Annotated in this window: 19 protein-coding genes and 1 riboswitch; of the genes, 12 read left to right on the plus strand and 7 right to left on the minus strand. The window is 65.6% G+C overall.

The window, feature by feature from the left end:
* Window positions 1–125: 125 nt before the first annotated feature.
* Window positions 126–1484, minus strand: a complete 1359-nt coding sequence (locus IF803_RS05665; RefSeq protein WP_461191557.1) for a S41 family peptidase — start codon at window positions 1482–1484, stop codon at window positions 126–128.
* 153 nt (window positions 1485–1637) lie between these two features.
* Entirely contained in the window at window positions 1638–2831 is a 1194-nt protein-coding gene (locus tag IF803_RS05670) for an NADH:flavin oxidoreductase/NADH oxidase (protein ID WP_461191558.1), read from the minus strand.
* A 257-nt stretch (window positions 2832–3088) separates the two neighbouring features.
* Between IF803_RS05670 and IF803_RS05675 the strand changes: the two genes are divergently transcribed.
* Window positions 3089–3493: a hypothetical protein gene (locus IF803_RS05675; protein WP_461191559.1), complete on the plus strand. Its 405-nt coding sequence runs from the start codon at window positions 3089–3091 to the stop codon at window positions 3491–3493.
* A gap of 87 nt (window positions 3494–3580) precedes the next feature.
* Here the strand turns inward: IF803_RS05675 and IF803_RS05680 are convergent, their stop codons facing one another.
* The 4 genes from IF803_RS05680 to IF803_RS05695 form a co-directional block, all read right to left on the minus strand.
* Window positions 3581–3730 carry a hypothetical protein gene (locus IF803_RS05680; protein ID WP_018271828.1) on the minus strand — a complete coding sequence of 50 codons (150 nt, stop codon included), beginning with the start codon at window positions 3728–3730 and terminating at the stop codon, window positions 3581–3583.
* A 439-nt stretch (window positions 3731–4169) separates the two neighbouring features.
* Complete coding sequence (locus tag IF803_RS05685; RefSeq protein ID WP_244435814.1) at window positions 4170–5186, minus strand: ABC transporter substrate-binding protein; 1017 nt, start codon at window positions 5184–5186, stop codon at window positions 4170–4172.
* Between the two features lie 260 nt (window positions 5187–5446).
* Complete coding sequence (locus IF803_RS05690) at window positions 5447–6358, minus strand: amino acid ABC transporter substrate-binding protein (RefSeq protein ID WP_461191560.1); 912 nt, start codon at window positions 6356–6358, stop codon at window positions 5447–5449.
* 137 nt (window positions 6359–6495) lie between these two features.
* Window positions 6496–7431 carry a DUF3280 domain-containing protein gene (locus IF803_RS05695; protein WP_461191561.1) on the minus strand — a complete coding sequence of 312 codons (936 nt, stop codon included), beginning with the start codon at window positions 7429–7431 and terminating at the stop codon, window positions 6496–6498.
* A gap of 226 nt (window positions 7432–7657) precedes the next feature.
* Between IF803_RS05695 and IF803_RS05700 the strand changes: the two genes are divergently transcribed.
* The 11 genes from IF803_RS05700 (at window position 7658) to IF803_RS05750 (ending at window position 17301) form a co-directional block, all read left to right on the plus strand.
* On the plus strand, window positions 7658–9076 hold the full coding sequence (locus IF803_RS05700) for a sensor histidine kinase (RefSeq protein WP_411782609.1): 1419 nt from the start codon (window positions 7658–7660) through the stop codon (window positions 9074–9076).
* Window positions 9073–9735: a response regulator gene (locus IF803_RS05705; RefSeq protein WP_461191562.1), complete on the plus strand. Its 663-nt coding sequence runs from the start codon at window positions 9073–9075 to the stop codon at window positions 9733–9735. The genes IF803_RS05700 and IF803_RS05705 overlap by 4 nt, the downstream gene beginning before the upstream one ends.
* Window positions 9736–9948: 213 nt before the next feature.
* Complete coding sequence (locus tag IF803_RS05710) at window positions 9949–10641, plus strand: winged helix-turn-helix transcriptional regulator (protein WP_028339681.1); 693 nt, start codon at window positions 9949–9951, stop codon at window positions 10639–10641.
* A gap of 107 nt (window positions 10642–10748) precedes the next feature.
* Window positions 10749–11195, plus strand: coding sequence for a YybH family protein (locus tag IF803_RS05715; protein WP_461191563.1), 447 nt, complete (start codon window positions 10749–10751; stop codon window positions 11193–11195).
* A gap of 131 nt (window positions 11196–11326) precedes the next feature.
* Window positions 11327–11412: riboswitch (ZMP/ZTP riboswitch) on the plus strand.
* 36 nt (window positions 11413–11448) lie between these two features.
* The gene (locus IF803_RS05720) at window positions 11449–12720 is read left to right on the plus strand and encodes a serine hydroxymethyltransferase (protein WP_461191564.1); all 1272 of its coding nucleotides are present in this window, start codon (window positions 11449–11451) and stop codon (window positions 12718–12720) included.
* A gap of 108 nt (window positions 12721–12828) precedes the next feature.
* Window positions 12829–12984, plus strand: a complete 156-nt coding sequence (locus tag IF803_RS05725) for a hypothetical protein (protein WP_168855882.1) — start codon at window positions 12829–12831, stop codon at window positions 12982–12984.
* Window positions 12985–13425: 441 nt separating this feature from the next.
* Window positions 13426–14052: an HAD family hydrolase gene (locus IF803_RS05730; protein ID WP_461191565.1), complete on the plus strand. Its 627-nt coding sequence runs from the start codon at window positions 13426–13428 to the stop codon at window positions 14050–14052.
* Between the two features lie 26 nt (window positions 14053–14078).
* Window positions 14079–15293 (plus strand): molybdopterin molybdotransferase MoeA, encoded by a 1215-nt coding sequence (locus IF803_RS05735; RefSeq protein WP_461191566.1) that lies wholly within the window; start codon window positions 14079–14081, stop codon window positions 15291–15293.
* A gap of 244 nt (window positions 15294–15537) precedes the next feature.
* Window positions 15538–16242 carry a transcriptional repressor LexA gene (lexA, locus tag IF803_RS05740; protein WP_016841600.1) on the plus strand — a complete coding sequence of 235 codons (705 nt, stop codon included), beginning with the start codon at window positions 15538–15540 and terminating at the stop codon, window positions 16240–16242.
* Window positions 16243–16499: 257 nt separating this feature from the next.
* Window positions 16500–16928: a hypothetical protein gene (locus IF803_RS05745; protein ID WP_411782555.1), complete on the plus strand. Its 429-nt coding sequence runs from the start codon at window positions 16500–16502 to the stop codon at window positions 16926–16928.
* A 145-nt stretch (window positions 16929–17073) separates the two neighbouring features.
* Complete coding sequence (locus IF803_RS05750; RefSeq protein ID WP_028339676.1) at window positions 17074–17301, plus strand: hypothetical protein; 228 nt, start codon at window positions 17074–17076, stop codon at window positions 17299–17301.
* Here IF803_RS05750 and IF803_RS05755 read toward each other — a convergent pair.
* The gene (locus IF803_RS05755) at window positions 17298–19583 is read right to left on the minus strand and encodes a ComEC/Rec2 family competence protein (RefSeq protein ID WP_461191567.1); all 2286 of its coding nucleotides are present in this window, start codon (window positions 19581–19583) and stop codon (window positions 17298–17300) included. The genes IF803_RS05750 and IF803_RS05755 overlap by 4 nt on opposite strands.
* Window positions 19584–19783: the final 200 nt, after the last annotated feature.

The raw sequence follows: 19783 nt of genomic DNA on the forward strand, positions 1-19783 counted from the left end.
TACCCTGAAATTGCCCGACGTGTCAAATTGGTCGAGCGCCAGCCACCGCGGGCTCCTTTGCATGGGGTTGTTTTCGATATTTTGGCAGCTGCGTAGCCCGGATGGAGCCATCCGGGCTACCGGTTCTAGTTCGGCACCGGCCGCTTCTGCGCGGCCTTGGTGTCGGCGTTCTTGGCATCGGCATTGACGGTGACACCGCGCAGCTGGTTGAAGGCGGCAGCCAGCGCCTTGTCATTCTTCTCGTCCGGCGGGACGTAGGACTGCGAGCCGGTCTGCTCGGCGCCCTCGGCGGAGAGATGGCCGCGCATCGAGGCCTCGCCCTTGATTTCCGAGCGGGTCTTGAACTCGTCCGGCACGTCCTGCAGCACCTCGATGTCGGGCTTGATGCCAAGCGCCTGGATCGAATGGCCCGACGGCGTGAAATAGCGCGCCGTGGTCAGCGCCAGCGCGCCGTTGCCGGTGCCGAGCGGAATGATGGTCTGCACCGAGCCCTTGCCGAACGAGCGGGTGCCGATCAGGGTCGCGCGCTTGTGGTCGTGCAGCGCACCGGCGACGATCTCGGAGGCCGAGGCCGAGCCGCCGTTGATCAGCACGACGAGCGGCTTGCCCTTGGTCATGTCGCCGCCATGCGCGGTGAAGCGCTGGGTTTCCTCGGGATTGCGGCCGCGGGTCGAGACCACCTCGCCGCGCTGCATCAGGGTCGAGGTCACCGAGACCGCCTGGTCGAGCAGGCCGCCGGGATTGTTGCGGAGGTCGACGACGTAGCCGGCGAGCTTGTCCTGCGGGACCTGCTTCTGGATATCGCCGATCGCCTTGCGCAGCCCTTCGGTGGTCTGCTCGTTGAACGAGGTGATCCTGATATAGCCGATGTCGCCGCCCTCGACGTGATACTTCACCGGACGCACGCGGATGATCTCTCTGACGATCGAGACCTCGATCGGCTTGTCGGCGTCCTTGCGGATGATCTTCAGCCGGATCGAGCTGTTGGGCGCGCCCTTCATCTTGTTGACGGCCTGATCGAGCGTCATGCCCTGGATCTGGTCGTCGTCGATCGAGGTGATCACGTCGCCCGACATGATGCCGGCGCGCGAGGCCGGCGTGTCGTCGATCGGCGCTACCACCTTGACGAAGCCGTCCTCCATCGTGACCTCGATGCCGAGCCCGCCGAACTCGCCATGCGTGGTCTCCTGCATCTCCGCCCAGCCCTTCTCGTTCATGTAGCGGGAGTGCGGATCGAGCGAGGAGATCATGCCGTTGATCGCGCCCTCGACGAGCTTGGAGTCCTCGGGCTTCTCGACGTAGTCGGTCTTGACCTTCTCGAACACCTCGCCGAACAGATTGAGCTGCGAATAGGTGTTGCTGTTGTCGGAATGCGCGGCGGCGTTGGCGACGGCGAACAGATGCGCGCCCTGCGGCGAGGCCACGAGCAGGGTGAGACACGCGCCCGCGACCGTCCCGAGCAAGAAGCCAACATGTTTGCGCATTATCCGTGATCCCTTCGCTAACGGCCGGCAACGTTTCGCAACATTCGGCCCCACCCCGACGCGGGGCACCACACAACGGCTTTTTGGTCGGATCAAGGCCGCCCTGTCACCGGACCATTACGGTCCTGTCACGGTGCCCGGATCGGCCTCTTGTCAGCCCCCTGTCAGCCTTTCGTCGGCCTTTGGCCCAGTCTCCCGCAACCCGTTCTGCCAGGTCGACGGCTGGGTGCCGAATCCCCGCTTGGCCCGCGTGCCCAGCCAATAGCCGAACTGCGGAGGAACATTGCGGAACGGCCCCTCGACGCCTAGCTTGAGCGCGGCGTCCATCGGCCAGTTCGGGTTATTGAGGATTTCCCGGCCGACGGCGATCAAATCTGCTTGTTTATCACGCAGGATTTGTTCGGCCTGGTCCCCGTGGATGATCAGGCCGACCGCCATGGTCATGATATCGGCATGGGCGCGGACATATTCCGCGAGCGGCACCTGATAGTTGTATTTGATCTCCTTGCCCAGGATCGGCGCCATCTCGCTGATTCCGCCCGATGAGCAGTCGATCACATCGACGCCCTTCGCTTTCAGGATCCTGGCGAGCCGCGCGCTCTGCTCAGGGCCCCAGCCGGCATTGTCCTCGACCGACAGCCGCACGAACAGCGGCTTGTGATCCGGCCAGTGCGCCCGCACCGCCTCGGTGACCTCGGTCAGGAAGCGCATCCGGTTGGCTTCCGAGCCGCCATATTCGTCGCTGCGCTGGTTGGAGCGCCCGGAGAGGAATTCGTGCACGAGATAGCCATGGGCGCCGTGCAGTTCCAGCACCTCGAACCCTGCCTGATGCGCGCGTCGTGCCGCCTGCCCCCAGGCCGCGACGAGGTCCTTCACCTCATGCGTGTCCAGCGCGCGCGGCACCGGCCAGCGCTCGCTATGGGCGATCGCGCTCGGCGCCACCGGCGTCCAGGCATCCCAATCCTCGATCTCGGCGGTGCGTTCGAGCGGACGATCGCCCTCCCAGGGCCGGCTCGCACGCGCCTTGCGCCCGGAATGGCCGAGCTGGATGCCGGCGACCGCGTTCTGCTGCTTGATGAAGCCGACGAGGCGGCTGAGCGGCGCGATGAACTTGTCGTCCCAGATGCCGAGATCGCCGATCGTGCCGCAGCCGCGCCGCTCGACCTTGGTCGATTCGACGATCACGAGACCGGCGCCGCCGGCGGCGAACTTGCCGGCATTCATCAGATGCCAGTCGGTCGGAAAGCCCTTCTCGGCGGAATATTGGTGCATCGGCGGCACCACGATGCGGTTCTTCAGCGTGACGCCGCGGATGGTCATTGGCGAAAACAGCAGCATGTCGGACATCGCTTCCTCATTATGCGTCGTTACCCGGCGCGCGGGACCGATCTTGTGTTTGGCGCGGACGATATACGCACCGCGCGATGGCCGATAGAGGCACGCCGGCGGCCGCAATTGGCCGCTCGAACGGATCGCGCCCTAGCATCGCCGAAGCGGGCCGCGGCACGTTCGCCATGCCTGTTCCCTCGCGGCGATTTTTCGCGCGCATAGGAAATGATGATCGCAATGCGTGTTGTCCCCGGCAACCCAGAGGAGGGACACTCATGAGGACCCGCACGATCGCACTGCTCATCGCCGGTGCCATGGCAACCGGCCCGATCCTGGCGCAACACGCCGCTGCCCAGAACCTGCAAAACGAGGCCGACAAGGGCGCCAAGACCCGCAACTCCGGTGAATCCGGTTATGTCGGCGATCAGGACAGGCCCGGCGCGGCCGCAACGCCTCCCGGACGCCCCGATACGGCCGCCGGTTCCCCAGATGCCGCGACGTCTCCGAGCGCTCAGAGTTCCGGAACCGGGATCGCCGGCGCGCCGGGCAACAAGAGCGGGCCGCCCGCCAAGCAAGGCACGGTCGGCTCGAACTCGCAAAACCTGCATGTCCAGGAACAGGATTCGTCGAACATCAAGGGACAGCCCGGCAACAAGAGCGGCCCACCTGCAAAGCGCTAGGCGGCGCGCCATAACCCGGATGGCGCCGGCAACGTTCGCTGATCGGCGCGGGTTCGACGCGAGCCGTCGAGCGAAGGTGTTCCGATCCTATTGAGCGGCCTTGCGGCTCGCGGAGAGGTCAGTCGGGCAATTTGCTCCGCATTCAATCGACTTCTTCTGGTCGGCAACGCGCCATACCAGCAACGCGACCAGGACAATGATGGTGACGGTGAGCTTGGCCAATGCGTCGTGGTTCAATGTCGGCTCCGCAGAACAATCGGCATAACGGAAAAAATCAGCTGCAAGCGGAAATGTGACCCCGGCACCCTTTGGGGCCGAGAGCCGACGCTGGGGGGCGTCCACCGGGCCCGCATTCGATTCGGGCCGGCCGACGTCATGATGGTACGGTCCTGGCGCGGTCCGCAAGCTTCTCAGTCTGCATGGCAGCATGGCACGGCTGGCCGCAGCCTGTTGGAACATTGTCATCGGTGTGCGGTTCAGTGGCTGTCCTCTGATTCATTGCCCCAGAGGCACACACCACCTCCTGCGGCCCCAGCCGTCACGCTGGGGCCGTAAATCATTGGAGGTGCACGCGGACTGCTGTTGGTCGCGGTGTGAGTGAACGATGTCCGAGAACCACAATCGATTTGCGCGGGCGCGCCCGCAAATGACGTAGCCTATACAGGCCAGATCGCGGTCAGAGCTTCGCGAGCCTCGCCGCGCCCGCCGCGATTGCTTCGTTGAAGCTGGTGTCCCAGAATTTTCCAACCTCCGCGCGCGCGTCGAGCACGCCGAGCTTGAGGAAGGTGTCGGCGACCTTCTGGTGCGTCTCCGGCACGTCAGGCGTCACCCCGGCGAGCGCGAAGTCGTCGCTGCGACGGGCGAACTGGTCGAGGATGTCCTGCAACGGCAGATGCGTCTCCGCCACCTGCGCGGCCGCATACACCGGAAAATTCTTGTTGGCGAACGCATAAGCGCGCTGGATCCGCAGCAGCAGATCGCTCACGGCCGCGTGACGCAGCGGATCGTCGACGGCCTTCGGATTGGCGTAGATCGGGAAATTCCCCGAGAGATAGCCGGCGCCGGTCTTGAGCAGCCGCGCGCCCTGCTTGGCGATCGCGAGTTGCCCGTTATAACCGTAGATCGCCCAGGCATCGAGCTTGCCGGAGGCGAACGCCGAATAACCGTCGGACGGCGTCAGATTGATGGCCTCGATATCGCCAAACGCAAGGCCGGCTTCCTCGAGCTGCTTGGCGAGGAAATAATGCGCCGTGGTCGCGCGCACATAGCCGACGCGCTTTCCCTTGAGATCAGCGATCGAATGGATCGGCGCATCTTTCGCCGCCACCGTGACCTGGATGTTGAGATCCTCATGGGTGACGGCGACGAAGCGCACCTTGGCATTCTGGCGCGCCGCGAACATCGCCGGAATCTCGCTGCCCGAACCGATGTCGAGCGCGTCGCCGTTCAAGGCCTCGATGTGGAGCACACCGTTGTTGAGCTCCTTCCACTCGATCCTGTACGGCGTCTTGTCCTCGCCCGCGGCCTGCAGCAGCTGGCGCCAGCCGCCCTTGTAGTAGGCAACGCGCAATGTAACGCCGCTGAGATCGGTGCCGCCCCCCGCCCCGGTTTCCGCGCGCGCACCACCGGTGATTAGACTTCCGGCAAGCACGCCGAGCGCAGAACGTCGCGAAAGCGAAAATGGCGTAGTCACCGGCTTGAGCTCCTGAACAACAGTCACAACTGCTGCGAGCTTAAGAGAAAACCGCCCGATGTATATGAGACGCTATTTCGTTTTTCGCCATGCGCGCGAAAAGCCGTTCCATGGATTGATGGCTGGACGCGGCGATCTGTTTTCCGCCGCCCTGTCGGCCAATTGTAGCCCGGATGAGCGAGCGCGATATCCGGGGTCCCGCCATCGATTCAAGCTGGACCTTACCCGCATGTCGCTTTGCTCATGCGGGCTACTTTCTGTTACTTGCCGACCTCGTACACATCGGGATCGAAGCTCGAGCTCGGATTGGCGAAGGCGTGGCGCAGCGCCGGCGATATCGGCACGTTGTAATTGATGCCTTTCGGCGGGGTCGGCGCCTCCAGCCACTTCCTGTACATGACCTCGATCTCGGGGCTCTTGTAGAGCTCCGCCGTGGCGCGGTCGGCGAGCGTCTTGAAGGGGGTGTCCTCTCTGCGCAGCATGATTCCGAACGGCTCTGCCTTCGAGAACGTCTCCTCGCTGATCATGTAGAGCGCCGGCTGCTTCGATCGCGCGATCGCAACCGCAAGCTGGACGTCGTCGAGCGCGTAGGCCTGGGCGCGATCGGTCTCCAGCATCAAAAACGCCTCGGCCTGGTCCTTTGCGGGGAGGACGTTGATGCCGAGCTTGCGTTCGGTGTTGACCTTGATGAGCTGCGTGAGGTTCACCGAGCCCGCAACGGCGGTGACGGACTTCCCCTTGAGATCGTCGATCGTGTTGATGCCTGCGGATTTCTTGGCGGCAAAGCGTGTCGCGCTGAGAAAGTGCGTGTTGGTGAAGGTCACCTGCTTCTGGCGGTCCGCGCTGTTGGTGGTCGCCGAGCAATGCAGATCGATCGTGCCGTTGACCATCAACGGAATGCGGTTCGACGAGGTCACCGGGAGGTAGTCGACGGCGAAGTCAGATACGCGGAGCTCCTTCTTCACGGCATCGACGATCTTCAGGCAGATGTCGAGCGCAAAGCCGATCGGCCGCTGATTGTCGTCGAGATAGCTGAAGGGAACGGAAGCCTCCTGAAAGCCGAGCGTGACCTTCTTCGTTTCCTTGATCTTTTGCAGCGTGCCCGACAGCTCCTCCGCTGCCGCGGGGCTTGCGGCGAGCGTGAGAGCGATGAGGATGGCGGGCAAACGCATCGGCGGCTCCTGTGCGGTGATCAGACGGCGGTGATAGCGCACGCATGAGCCCGGAGCCAGATGACGGTGTGTCTAGCAGCTATCGCACTTTGCTATGGTCCGCCTGCCAGAGTTGCAGCCGCGGCCGCGACGCATCCCTAGCGCTGCGCCCCGCCCTCGAGCAGGCGGTCGCCGACCAGGCGGACCGCGCCACGGGTCCAGGAATAATCGGCGCCCATCCGCAGGCCGCTGTCGCCGCGAGAGACGACCGCGCCGCTGCGGGCGTCGCGCAGCTGGAAGCCGACCGTGTATTCGGTCCGGCTGACCCGCCTGATCACGCCGATCAGCGATTGATCGGCGCCGAGCTGCTGCGCGATCGCGGCCTCGCAGCCGTCGCAGTCGCGCAGCGCATGTGCCTTGACGGGCTCCGCGGTCGCGCCGCCGGTATCGACCAGGCGGTAGCGGCCCGACTGCGCAAGCCGGTCACGCACGCTCTTCGTGACATCGGCGAGATAGGCTGCATCGGAGCCGGCAAGGCCGGCCGCGGTTGCCGCCGAGGTGTCCTCAAGCTCGAATTCGAACACCGCAAGCCCGATCGGCGCCGCAGCGGCGGTCTGCGCCGGCGGCAGCGCGGCCGCAAGGGCGCGGCGCATCTCGCGCGACACGAACATCGCCGCGTGGTCCCATGCCTCGTCCGTGTCGCCACGAAACGTGTAGAGCTTCTCGTAGAGCACCTGGCTCTGGCTGACGTCGATGACCGCCACCTTGGCCCACTGGATCAGCGTGCTCATCTTCTGCACGCCGCCGATAACCTTGATCCGGGCCTCGCCCGCGGGCGCCGTCGATGGCACCAGGCGATAGTGCGGCTCCGCGGCGACATCGGCGCGCAGCGTCCGCATCAACGCATCCAGCCGCCTCTGGTGCGCAGCGGTCTGGTCGATCACCTCGCCCGACGTATCAACATAGCCGAAATCGTCGATGCTGACGCCAACCGGGAGCACTGTCGCGGCGCCGGTCTCGGCGCGCAGAGGACAGATTCCGGCCAGCAGGCCGATCAAAGCAACAGAGAGCACAACGAGACGGGGCTGACGCATGATTGGGGCCTTTCAGCTGCTGGTGCGGACGGGTCGGTCGCAGCCTAGGCCGGCGGGCCTCCACGCCGCAGCGGAGTGCCTCCCGCCCGGTGCCGGGAAAATTTCACGACGATGGTCCGCGCCCATAGCGGCGCTTTTCGGCGCCTCCGTTCTGCCGTTTAATGTGCATGACGGCCCTGCCCGCGATCGCGCACTGAGGCTCGTCTGCGATCTTGAGGATACGCCAATGTGGAATTGGTCCGGAAGCGATCTGAAACTGCGGCTGACGTTGCGCGTGGCGATCGTTTCGACGCTCTGCTTTGCCGTCATCTCCGGCTATTTCCTGATCGAGGCCGACCGCTCGGTGCGCGGGCGGATCGCGGCCGTTGCCGATGTCGCCGCCAAGACGCTGGAGCTGCAGCAGAGCAAGATCCAGTGGCTGAACAATGCGCGTTCCGACTTTCCCGATCTCGACAGCGTTGCCGCTACGGTCATGACGCCGGGACTGTGCATCGCCTTTCGCAGCAATAGCGGCGAGATCAGCCAACGCTTCTGCGGCGGCGCGCAGACTGACACGGCCGCGCCGCCGCTAGCCTTCGCGGCGCTCTATCGCCGCCTGTTCGATCCCGGCCGCGAGGCGGTGCGGCAGGTGGTTTCGCGCGGCAACGCCATTGGCGAGGCGGTGGCCTGGATCGATCCGGCGGTGCCGACCGCCGAGGCCTGGCACGATGCCGGCCGGCTGATGGCGGTGTTCATGATCGCGCTGCCGCTGCTCTGCGCCCTGGTCTATGCGGCGCTGGCGCGCGCGCTGCGTCCGACGCGGCAGATCCGCGACGGGCTCGAGCGGATCGCCGCAGGCGACCTCGCCGCGCGCCTGCCGGCGTTCGATCTCGCCGAACTGTCGGCGATCGGCGACGTCTTCAACCAGCTCGCCGAGCGCCTCGCCGCCGCACTCTCCGACCGCAACGCGCTGACGCAAAAACTGATCCTGGTGCAGGACGAGGAGCGCCGGCACCTCGCGCGCGAGCTGCATGACGAGTTCGGGCAGTCGCTGGCCGCCATCCGTGCGCTCGCCGCCTCGGCGCGCCAGACCGCGGCGGCGGATTGCCCGCCTTTGCTCGCCGAATGCGACGGCATCGCGCGGACCGCGACCGACATGATGGAGACGTTGCGCGGCGCCCTCTTCCGGCTCCGCCCGCCCGATGTCGACGAACTCGGACTTGCGGCCAGCCTCGAGGGTCTGGTCGCCGGCTGGAACGGCCGCAGCCGGGGGCAGCCGCGGTTCGAGATCATCATATCGGGATCGTTCGAGCGCCTTGCGGCCTCCGTCAGCGCCAATCTCTACCGCATCGTGCAGGAGGCGCTCACCAACGCCGCCAAGCACGCCGGCGCGACGCGCGTGATGCTGCGGCTTGAGATGCGCGAGGCGCCGCCCGGCGGCGGCAGCGCGATCGCGCTCGCGATCGACGATGACGGCCAGCCCGGCGATCCACAAGGCGATCCCCAGCTCAAGTCCGGCCTCGGCCTGCTCGGCATGCGCGAACGGGTCGCTGCGCTGGGCGGGCGGCTCAGCTTCGAGACCGGACAGCCCAGCGGCTCCTCGCTCCGCGTCATCGTTCCCGTCGCGGCCAGCCGAGAGGCCGCACCGGTGGAGCGCGCGGCATGAGCCAAGCCGCGCGAACTATCATGCTGGTCGACGACCACGCCGTCGTCCGGGAGGGCTACCGGGCGATGCTGCAGAAGCAGCCGGGCCTCTGCGTCGTCGCCGAAGCCTCCGACGGCGTCGAGGCCTACCGCCTCTACAAGGAGACCGGGCCCGACCTCGTCATCATGGACCTGTCGATGCCCGGCATCGGCGGCATCGAGGCCATCCGCCGCCTCCGGCAGTGGGACAGGCGCGCAAAAATCCTGGTGTTCACCATGCACCAGAACGCGGCCTTTGCCGTGCAGGCGATCCGCGCCGGCGCGATCGGCTATGTCACCAAGACCAGCCCGCCGGAGACGCTGGTGCACGCCGTGATGGATGCGCTGTCGGGCAAGATCGCGATCAGCCCGGATATCGACCACGAGCTCGCGCTCAGCCACCTTGCCGGCGAGAGGAAGGCTGCCGACCTCCTGACCGCGCGGGAATTCGAGGTGCTGCGGATGCTGCTCGCGGAGAACACCACCGAGGAGATCGCCGAGGCGCTGCACCTCAGCCCGAAGACGGTCGCGAACCTGCATTCCCTGATCAAGGACAAGCTCGGCGTCGGCACGGATATCGAGCTGGTCCGCCTCGCGTTGCGGCAGGGTATCCTGACGCAGACCGACCTCGGCGAACGCTGAGCCTCCGTGGCGGCGCCAGCGAGGCCGCGTACCGGTAAATCGAGCCGCATTTGCCTCCGGGCAAACCGAACATCGAGCCGCATCGTCGAATGGCCGAGTCCCGAGAAAGTCGCGTACCAGGCGTAACAGGAGAGCCTCGATACTGGCGCGCCTGGGACCATAGTCCAGAGACTGGACTACCTTGGTGGCCCTCGTGATGCTAAAGTTCTCGTCATGAAAGGCTATGGATCATTTTGCCCCGTAGCCAAAGCTGCGGAAATTCTCACGGAGCGGTGGACCCCGCTCTTGCTCCGCGAACTGCTGCTGGGGTCCCGCCACTTCAACCAGCTTCGCCGCGGCATTCCACAGATGTCGCCGACCCTCCTCTCCAAGCGCCTGCAAACTCTAGAAGAGGCCGGGCTAGTCTCACGCCAACCAGGCGACAACGGGCATTGGGAGTACCATCCAACCCAGGCGGCCAGGGAAGCCAGGCCAATTATCGATGCAATGGGCTATTGGGGCCACAAATGGGCTCGCAGCCAGCTCACACCGAACGAACTCCACGCGGGCCGGCTCATGTGGAATATGCGCCGTTCGTTCGATCTAAGGCACATTCCATGCGACTTCGTGCTGTACATTGAGATTGCGGACGCTCGGCCGAAGCGCTGGTGGTTTGTTGTGAAGAAGGAGGAAGCCGATCTCTGCTGGGATGACCCCGGCTTCAAGGTCGATATCAGCCTCTATGCGAGTCTGCTGACGCTTGTGCAGATTTTCGTAGACGAGATGCCGCTGCTACGGGCGCGTGAGCTCGGCAAAATCGAGATCGACGGTCCTAAGCATCTTGTGAACAGCATGCGGGCTTGGTTTCCACGTAGCAAATATGCCAGTGAGGCGTCTGCGGCCGCAGGGCAAGTCTTAGCTAGCTGAAAGACACCTCTCCCAGTCCACTTTTTGGACTAGTGACCCTGCTTCCCCCAGCTGTAGCGTTTGCGAATGCGCTCATGCGCTGAGCATCTCAGCTAAAGGAGGCAAGGATGAGCCGCCCTTCTCTTCTTTCATACGCCCTGCTTTTGATCTTCACTTGTGCTTGCGTTGGTCATGCAGCAGCAGACCCACTTGCCGACGAACTTTCCTCTGTGGCTGCCAAGTGGGATGCCGCCATCAACAACGCAGACTTCGATGCCCTGCTTCCATTGTATACCGCTGACGGCAGATTGATGCCGCCCGGTGCGCAGCCGCTCACCGGCCCTTTGGCAATCCGTAGTTTCTTTGCCGGGCGGGGAAGAAGCGTCAGAGAGCACAAGGTTGAGCTGGTCGATGTGTTGTCCATGGGAAACTACGCCTACACCACCTCGCATTTCACGGCCACGCTAGTGGTAAATGAGAAGGCGGCGCCAATTTCTGGCAGCACCGTGAGACTGCTTGAACGCCAACCCGACGGGCAGTGGAAGATAAAGTCCCACATTTTCGTCAAGGAATAGATTCGCGGGTGCTACTGCTACGCAGTCAGCCTCCCGGCGACGCCAGCTATGGAACCCTGCCTGCTATGGAACCCTTGCGGGACCGCCGAGGATTGAATAGCCTGCTGCTCGCGATGAGCTGCAGGCTCATTCGCCCCTCGCGCGACTGGCGAGCTTACGTGGAATTGACCACGGTGAAGCGCGAAGGGTTCTAACGCCGTTCGCCTGGGCAACCCGTTCAGCTGATGATCCAGCGTCTTAGGGAGCCCGGACCATGCCGTCATTCCGCAATGAACTCCACCTCAACGATTCGGAAGTTGCCCTTGCGCTCGAGGGCGAAGAGCGCCGCCAGCAAGACGGCGTCGAGCTGATTCCGTCGGAGAACTACACATATCCCGAGGTTCTTGAGCTGCTTGGATCGGTGTTCACCAACAAGTATTCCGAGGGCTATCCGGGACGCCGCTATTACGGCGGCCAGGAATTTACGGACCAGATAGAGAACCTTGCCCGACAGCGAGCGTGTGCGCTGTTCCGCGCCGAACATGCCAACGTTCAGCCTCTGTCCGGGTCGCCAATGAACCAGGCCGTGTATCTCGGCCTGCTGCAGCCCGGCGATACGATATTGGCGATGGACCTGTCACACGGCGGCCATCTCACCCACGGCGCGCCCGTGTCGCACATGGGGCGGCTCTTCAACTTCGCCCGTTACAAGACGCAGCCGTCAAACGGCGGCGCCATCGATTTCGATGAGCTCCGCGCCATGGCCCGGCACGTCCGTCCGAAGCTGGTGCTGTGCGGCTACAGCTCCTATCCGCGCGATCTGGATTATGCGTCCTTCAAGAGCATCGCCGATGAGGTGGGTGCACTGACCATGGCCGACGTCAGCCATTACGGCGGCCTGATCGCCGGCAACGCCTTGCGCAATCCGCTCGATGCGGGTTTCGACGTGATGACGACGACATCGCACAAAACGCTTCGCGGGCCGCGTGGCGGCATCGTTCTTTGTCGCCGGGAGTTCGCCGGCAAGATTGACGCGTCGGTGTTCCCGGGATTGCAGGGCGGTCCGCACATGAACGTTGTGGCCGGAACCGCGGTCACGCTGAAGAAGGCATCGACGTCCGATTTTCAGGCCTATGCAAGGCTGGTCATGCGCAACGCGAAGGTCCTGGCCGAAGCGTTGATGGAACGCGGCATGACGTTGATCACCGGCGGAACCGACAATCACATGATGGTCGTGGATACGGTGGCCAGCGTCGGCCTGGACGGCGGCGCGGCCGAGAACATCCTCGACGCCGTCGGGATCACCGCAAACAAGCAGATCATTCCCGACGATCCGCGTCCGCCGCTCAAGCCGAGCGGCATTCGCCTCGGGACGCCGGCGGCGACCACGCGCGGCATGGGCGAGCCCGAAATGCGCCTCATCGCCGAACTCATTGCGGAATCCCTCCGGTCGAAGGGAGATGCAGCGGTCGTCAAACGACTGAGGTCGAACAGCGTCGAGATGTGCCGCGCTTTCCCCGTTCCGGGGATCGCGCCGCCCTCATAGGCAGCCGACCTGCGTTCCTGTTCCGCGTTCGTCGCGTCGCTCGTCCGGGCGTGCGGCCTGCATGGGCACGTCGTGAAGGTTCCCCGGGAAAGACCGGAACGGAAATCGATGCTGTTCGTTGGACCGCATGATCTCGAAGACGGAGCGTCCAACGCCGTGACCCGGAAAACCTTGCAAGCACGCTCGGAGCAGGCGCTCGTCGTCATCATTCTCAGCACCGGTGCGCTGATCGGTTACCTCGGCCTGGCGCTGTCCAGGCTGTGAGCGCGACGCCCGGCGGGCACCAAGCCGCCGGCAGGCGTCGAGCCGCTTGCTGCCCTGAAAGCTCGCGCGCGCGTGCCACTGAGTTGCCCGACGTGGCTAGCCCCGCAGCAAAAATATAGAAAAATATAGGGTGAAACGAAGAGCAAAGCTCGGACAAATCATGTCGCGAGAATGCGGATGTTTGACGCACAAGCGACAACACATCCGGCGTCGTCCCGGCGAAGGCCGGGACCCATTACCACGAATGGGAATTGTTGCGCGACGCTGGGGCCACAGCCTCCTCTCAACAACCCAACCCTGTGGTTATGGGTCCCGGCCTTCGCCGGGACGACGGTGGTGTGCGCGGGAACAGTCTCGCGATGAATGCAACGCCACGTACACCCGTCACTGAAATCGAGGACATTGCCGCCTGCCCGCAATTCTCGTACACGGTTTCACGCAATGACCTCGCAATTCTCTCCCAACTCCGTCGACGTGCTGCTGTTCGATATCGGCCGCGTCGTGCTCGACATCAACTTTGACAAGGTGGTGGCGCACTGGGCGCAGCATGCCGGCTGCGCGCCCGCCGAGCTCGCCACGCGCTTTGTCGTCGACGACAGTTTCAAGCATCACGAGATCGGCCGGATCGACGACGCGGCGTTCTTCGAAAGCCTGCGCCGGACGCTCGGCATCGACATCACGGACGCCCAGTTCCTCGAAGGCTGGAACGCGATCTTCACCGGCGAGATGCCGGGCATCGCCCCGCTGCTCGCGGCGGCCGCCGAGCGGATGCCGCTCTACGCCTTCTCCAACACCAATCCGGCCCATGTCGCGCATTTCTCGGTCACCCACGCCGAGCTGCTCAGCCATTTCCGCAACGTCTTCCTGTCCTCGAGCATCGGCTTCCGCAAACCCGACGCCGAGGCCTATGATCATGTGGTAAAAGCCATCGGCGTGCCGGCGTCGCGGATCCTGTTTTTCGACGACCTGGCCGCCAATATCGAAGGTGCGCGGGCGCGCGGCCTTCATGCTATCCACGTGACGTCGACGGATGACGTGGCAAGGGCTTTGACCGCACTTGGTATTTGAACATTGGGAATTGAGGAGCTCTGAGCGTGGCCCTGATGCCGGTTGCCGATGCCCTGTCCGCCGTCCTCGCCGGCGCCGAACCGCTGCCGGAGGAGATGGTCGCGCTCGATGCCGCCTACCACCGCACGCTGGCGCACGACCTCGCGGCGCTGCGCACCCAGCCGCCGCAGCCGATGTCGGCGATGGACGGCTATGCGGTGCGCGCCGCCGATGCGGCTGATCTAAAGGCCCGGCTCAAGGTGATCGGCGAAGTCGCCGCCGGCCGGCCGTTCGAGCGGACGGTCGGCGCCGGCGAGGCGGTGCGGATCTTCACCGGCGGCGTGATCCCCAATGGCGCCGACGCGGTGATCATCCAGGAAGACACCGCCGTCGACGGCGGCGACCACATCACGATCACGGAGACCGCCAGCGTCGGACGGCACATCCGCCCGGCCGGGGTCGACTTCCGTGCCGGCGAGGTGCTGCTCAGCGGCGGCAGCCGCCTGTCCGACCGCGCGCTGTCGCTGGCGGCCGCCATGAACTATCCGGAACTTGCGGTGCGCCGCCGCCCGAAGGTCGCGGTGCTGGCGACCGGCGACGAGCTGGTGATGCCGGGCTCGCAGCCCGGGCCCGGCCAGATCGTCTATTCCAACGGCTACGCGCTGCGGGCGCTGGCGCGCGCCGAGGGCGCCGAGACCGTCGACCTCGGCGTTGCCGCCGACACGGTGGAGGCGACCACGGCCGGCATCCGCCGGGCGCGCGAGGCCGGCGCCGATGTCCTCATCACGACAGGCGGCGCCTCGGTCGGCGACCACGATCTCGTCAAACGGTCGCTGGAAGCCGAGGGCGTCGACATGACGTTCTGGCGGATTGCGATGCGGCCCGGCAAGCCGATGATGCATGGCCGGCTCGGCGCGATGCGGGTGATCGGCCTGCCCGGCAATCCGGTGTCGTCCTATGTCTGCGCCTTCCTGTTCCTGGTGCCGTTGATTCGGGCGCTGAACGGCCGGAAAGTGATTCATCATCGCCGCACGAGCGCCCTGCTCGGCCGCGACCTCGCCGCCAACGACCAGCGCGAGGACTATCTGCGTGCATGGCTCGAAGCGCGCGAGGACGGCACGCTGATCGCGACGCCGGTGACGCAGCAGGACTCGTCGCTGCTCAGGAATCTCGCTGCGGCACGGGCACTTCTCGTGCGTCCGCCGTTCGCGGCTGCGGCCGTCAAAGGCAGCGAATGCGAGATCCTGACACTGCCCGAATAAGGTTTTTCGCGCCCCGCCGATTGTGCGTTGCCTGATCCGTTCACCGGAAATTAAGTGGTTGCGGAACACATATCGAACATATAGTGTCCGTTCATGATTTGTTTCGAGTACTGGTGTCTACAATCGGGAAGCCGCGTGGAAGCAGGTGCAACGAGCACATGCTCCTGAGGTCAGGTCCCGCCTGCAGGCCCTGCCAGAAGAGTCTCGGAATCGAACGACGCTATCAACCGGGGGAATACTCGAGATGCTCACGCGCAAACAGTACGAACTTCTGCGTTTCATCAATGAACGTCTGAAAGAGGCCGGCGTACCGCCCTCCTTCGACGAGATGAAGGATGCGCTCGACCTGCGCTCGAAGTCCGGTATCCACCGCCTGATCACTGCGCTGGAGGAGCGCGGCTTCATCCGCCGCCTGCCGAACCGCGCCCGCGCCATCGAGGTCATCAAGCTGCCCGAACTGTCGGCCGGCGGCGGCAACGGCCGCCGCGGCTTCACGCCCAGCGTCATCGAAGGCACCCTCGGCCGGCGCGCCAGCACGCCGCCGATCGCCGAGGACGACGGCAACCGTCCGGTCGCGGTCCCCGTGATGGGCCGGATCGCCGCCGGTACGCCGATCGAGGCGCTGCAGACCCGCAGCCACACCATCAGCGTGCCGCCCGACATGCTCGGCGCCGGCGAGCACTATGCGCTCGAGGTGCGCGGCGACTCGATGGTCGATGCCGGCATCCTCGACGGCGACATGGCGCTGATCCAGCGCAACGACGTCGCCAATACCGGCGACATCGTGGTGGCGCTGATCGACGAGGAGGAAGCCACCCTGAAGCGCTTCCGCCGCCGCGGCGCATCGATCGCGCTCGAGCCGGCCAACACCGCCTATGAAGTGCGCATCCTGCCGCCGAACCGGGTCCGCATCCAAGGCAAGCTGATCGGGCTTTATCGCAAATACTGAATTGCAAATACTTGCGGCGGCCGGGAACGAGCAACACGTCGGATCGTTCCTTGCATGATAGTGTAGCGTACGGCCTGCCCGATGCGCTCCGATACCTCTCGCGCAGCGTCGCGTGTTTGTGATCGGAGGCGGTCTCGGACCAGTCGTACAATCGCCCAGAAACGAGCAGAAGCTCGTTCGCTATCGTCCACTCTGGTAGAGGCCCTAATGCCTCAAGGAGAGGCACGGGTCGCTACCTCGAAATGAGGAGCCATCCGATGTGTGACTATAGTCTGCACGCCGTGGCATCGCGCCCCGCCATTGTCGGAGAGACGCTGATCACGACGACGTTCCGCGGCACGTCGACCCGCGGCTTTGCTTCGGAGAACGATCCCACTGTCGCGGTCTGCATGCTGCCGGGCACCGAGCTCGCTTTCGCCGAGAACGTTCGCTACGACAGCCGCTGGATCTGGACCAAGACGCTGAACTATCGCGTCGGCGTATTCAACGAAGTCGAGCCCGACGTGCCCGATCGGCATCATGACGCGGTCGAATTCCCCGACGGCAGCCATGTCCTGGTGACCCAGCTGGTCGAGGGACAGCGCGTCAGCGTGCTGCAATTGCCGGCGCTGCATCCGCCGGTCGAGCACAAGCCGAAGGTCGTCGAGCGGCGGCCCTCCGCATTCGCAACGCTGTTTTTGGGTTGAGCGCATCGTCGCCGCGGAATGAGCTGTTCGGCGGCGGATGACCTAAGCAATTTCGGGCGACCCCGGACTTCCGCTTCCGGGGCGCATGGGGAGATTTGCGTCGGCCGGCGCCTTGGCGCATCATCGGGCACGGAGGACGTGCGCGGTGGTCGATAAGGTCACATGGCAAAAGGCTGGACGCGTCACGGAACCGGGCCGCTACATGTTCCGGTTCGGTTGGCTGACGGTGACGGCCGACGACCTGAAAGTCTGGGAGCAATTTCCCGAGGCTTCCTTTACCCTCGTCAAGAAGCCCGACGCCGGCCCCGATTCCGACGAATACCATCTCGGCCTGTTCGAGCTTCCGAGCGGCCCCTCGCCGGACCACCGCTAATCATCGCCCTGCAGATCGGTCTCGGCCGGCGTCGCGTCCACGGCGGGCCGCGGCGCAGCGGCCGGCGCACGCAGCGTCGTTTCGCTCTCGCCGTCGCCCGGAACCGCCGGCGACCACGGCCGGTCGATCCCGCCGGGCTTGACCGCATCGACGGCGTAGCCGTCCCTGATCCGCCGCAGCACCAGCGCGCCGTGGCGGCGCAGCCGCTCGGCATCGATCACCGACGCCGCGCAGCCCTGCGGCGCCGGCCGCGCCGTTACGATCAGGCCCGCGCGCTCGCAGTCGTCCGCCAGCGCCTCCGGCCGGGTCGCGAGCGCGACGAAGGCGCCGCCAGGTCCCTGGGCCACGCAACCGCCGGCATCGCAGGAGACGCCCTCGCCCAGCGACGCATCGGTGGCGGTCCGCGCGTCGGCGTCCGCCGCCAACCACTCCTTGACCAGGAACGCATCCTTGGCGCTGTGCATCAAATGCAGCCGCCCGTCACCGCCGCGCACCGCGACGTTGCGCCCGTCGCCGGAGACCAGCACGTCCGGCTGCGGCACCCTGAGCGCCCAGACCGAGGCCATCACGAGCAGCACGGCGCCAGACCAGCGCAACGGCGTGCGCAGCAGCCCGAGCAGGATGATGCCGGCGCTCGCTGCGATCAACGGCCCGATGCCGAACGCCGCCATGCGGCCGACCGCGCCCGGGAGTGCGGCGACCCATTGCGTCACCAGGATCATCCAGTCGATGCCAAGACCCATGATCGCCCAGAACACGCCGTCGAAGCCGAACGGCATGGCGAGGAGCCCCAGCAGGCCGGCCGGCATCACGACCGCCGACACGACAGGCATTGCCGCGAGGTTGGCGAGCAACCCGTAGGGCGTCACGCGGTGGAAATGGAAGGCGGCGTAGGGCGTCGTCGCAAGCCCTGCCACCAGCGAGGCCAGCATCAGCATCGTGAGCTCACGTCCGCCCCACAGCGCGACGCGCGCGGTCGCCGAATGGTCGGGCGACGCGAATAGGTTCGGCAGCCCGATCTGCACCAGCGCCACCAGCCCGAGCGTCGCGGCAAACGACATCTGGAAACTGGGATGCACCAGCGCTTCCGGCGCGATCGCGAGCACGATCAGCGCTGCCACCGCCAGCGTACGGAAGGTGATCGCGCGGCGGTCGACGATCACGGCGAGCAGCACCACGGCGGTCATGAAGAACGACCGTTGCGTCGCGACCTCCGCGCCCGACAGCAACAGATAGAAGGCCGCGGCGAGCAGCGCGGCCGCCGCGGCCCATTTCTTGATCGGATGCCCCGCCGTCAGCGCCGGAAACAGCGCGAGCAGCGCGCGCACCGCGAAGAACACGACGCCGGCGACCACGGCCATATGGTAGCCGGAAATCGACAGCACATGGCCGAGCCCCGAGATGAACATCGCATCGTTGACCGGCGTCGAGATCGCATCGCGCCGGCCGGTGAGCAGCGCGGTTGCGATCGCGCGCTGGTCGCCGTCGAGCGTGGTGCGAATACGCGCGTCGATGGCGTCGCGCAGGCCTTGCATGAAGGCGGCGTAGCGCAGCGCAAAGCCGCCGGTCGCAGGCGGCTCCCTGGTCTTGACCGCGCCCATCACGAAGCCGGAGGCGCCGATGCTCTGGAAATACAGGTCGCGTCCGAAATCATAGGAGCCCGGGCGCTGCGGCCCGAGCGGCGGCAACAGCCGCGCCTTCAACTCAACGAAGCTGCCGACATCGGGCGCGGTGCCCTTCTTCACCGAGAGCCGGACACGATCGAGCTTCGTCATGTCGCGCGGGCTCTCCATCGAAACCACGCGCAGCACGAAACGATCGGTCTTCTCGCGGATGTCGCGCGTCTCGACGAAGCCGGTCAGCGCCACCGAGAACATCGGCCGCGCCAGCACCGTGTGGGCAACGCGCGCCGTCTTCCAGGTCGCCGTCGCAAAGCCCGCGGCCACCGCGGCCAGCATCGCGATGACGGGAAACACGCTGCGCCGCCGCAGCAGCAGCGCCAGCAGGCAGAGCAGGATTGCGACGGTGGCCGCGACCGACAGCACCGGCTCGTGCTCGGCCGCAAAATAGAAGGCGATACCGGTGCCGAACGCCACCGGCACCCAGGGCAACAACCGGCCCGCCCCCGCCTCCGCGCGCGCCCATTGCCGCAACGTCTCGACGAAAGGCTTCCAGATGCTGACGCGCGTCGGGAGATAGCCGCCGACCGGCGCAGCCGCGCGCGGCGGCCACGTCCCCGCGTAGCCGCGTTTGCCGCCCGGCGTCGTGCCCTGCTCCGCCATTCCGCTTGCGATCCCTGCCGGGCGGCAGGCTAGCGGATGGCCCCGTCACCCGACTAGCGGAACGGATGCAGAATACCGACCCGGCAACGCCCGGGTAGCTGGATCGTCCTGCGCCTTGCCGACCTCGCGCCGGGCCACAGCTGCCGCCTGCGTCAAATCGATCGAGCCGAAAGTCTCATAAGATACCGATCCCGTTGGGA

The organism is Bradyrhizobium sp. UFLA06-06 (assembly GCF_054820065.1).

What these genes read in the sequence shown, in the direction of transcription:
- IF803_RS05730 (WP_461191565.1), top strand. Translation starts at nt 13,426, where the DNA reads ATGACCTCGCAATTCTCTCCCAACTCCGTCGACGTGCTGCTGTTCGAT.
- IF803_RS05690 (WP_461191560.1), bottom strand. Translation starts at nt 6,358, where the DNA reads ATGCGTTTGCCCGCCATCCTCATCGCTCTCACGCTCGCCGCAAGCCCC.
- IF803_RS05720 (WP_461191564.1), top strand. Translation starts at nt 11,449, where the DNA reads ATGCCGTCATTCCGCAATGAACTCCACCTCAACGATTCGGAAGTTGCC.
- IF803_RS05705 (WP_461191562.1), top strand. Translation starts at nt 9,073, where the DNA reads ATGAGCCAAGCCGCGCGAACTATCATGCTGGTCGACGACCACGCCGTC.
- IF803_RS05745 (WP_411782555.1), top strand. Translation starts at nt 16,500, where the DNA reads ATGTGTGACTATAGTCTGCACGCCGTGGCATCGCGCCCCGCCATTGTC.
- IF803_RS05695 (WP_461191561.1), bottom strand. Translation starts at nt 7,431, where the DNA reads ATGCGTCAGCCCCGTCTCGTTGTGCTCTCTGTTGCTTTGATCGGCCTG.
- IF803_RS05715 (WP_461191563.1), top strand. Translation starts at nt 10,749, where the DNA reads ATGAGCCGCCCTTCTCTTCTTTCATACGCCCTGCTTTTGATCTTCACT.
- IF803_RS05665 (WP_461191557.1), bottom strand. Translation starts at nt 1,484, where the DNA reads ATGCGCAAACATGTTGGCTTCTTGCTCGGGACGGTCGCGGGCGCGTGT.
- IF803_RS05670 (WP_461191558.1), bottom strand. Translation starts at nt 2,831, where the DNA reads ATGTCCGACATGCTGCTGTTTTCGCCAATGACCATCCGCGGCGTCACG.
- IF803_RS05675 (WP_461191559.1), top strand. Translation starts at nt 3,089, where the DNA reads ATGAGGACCCGCACGATCGCACTGCTCATCGCCGGTGCCATGGCAACC.
- IF803_RS05755 (WP_461191567.1), bottom strand. Translation starts at nt 19,583, where the DNA reads ATGGCGGAGCAGGGCACGACGCCGGGCGGCAAACGCGGCTACGCGGGG.
- IF803_RS05710 (WP_028339681.1), top strand. Translation starts at nt 9,949, where the DNA reads ATGAAAGGCTATGGATCATTTTGCCCCGTAGCCAAAGCTGCGGAAATT.
- IF803_RS05725 (WP_168855882.1), top strand. Translation starts at nt 12,829, where the DNA reads ATGCTGTTCGTTGGACCGCATGATCTCGAAGACGGAGCGTCCAACGCC.
- IF803_RS05700 (WP_411782609.1), top strand. Translation starts at nt 7,658, where the DNA reads ATGTGGAATTGGTCCGGAAGCGATCTGAAACTGCGGCTGACGTTGCGC.
- lexA (WP_016841600.1), top strand. Translation starts at nt 15,538, where the DNA reads ATGCTCACGCGCAAACAGTACGAACTTCTGCGTTTCATCAATGAACGT.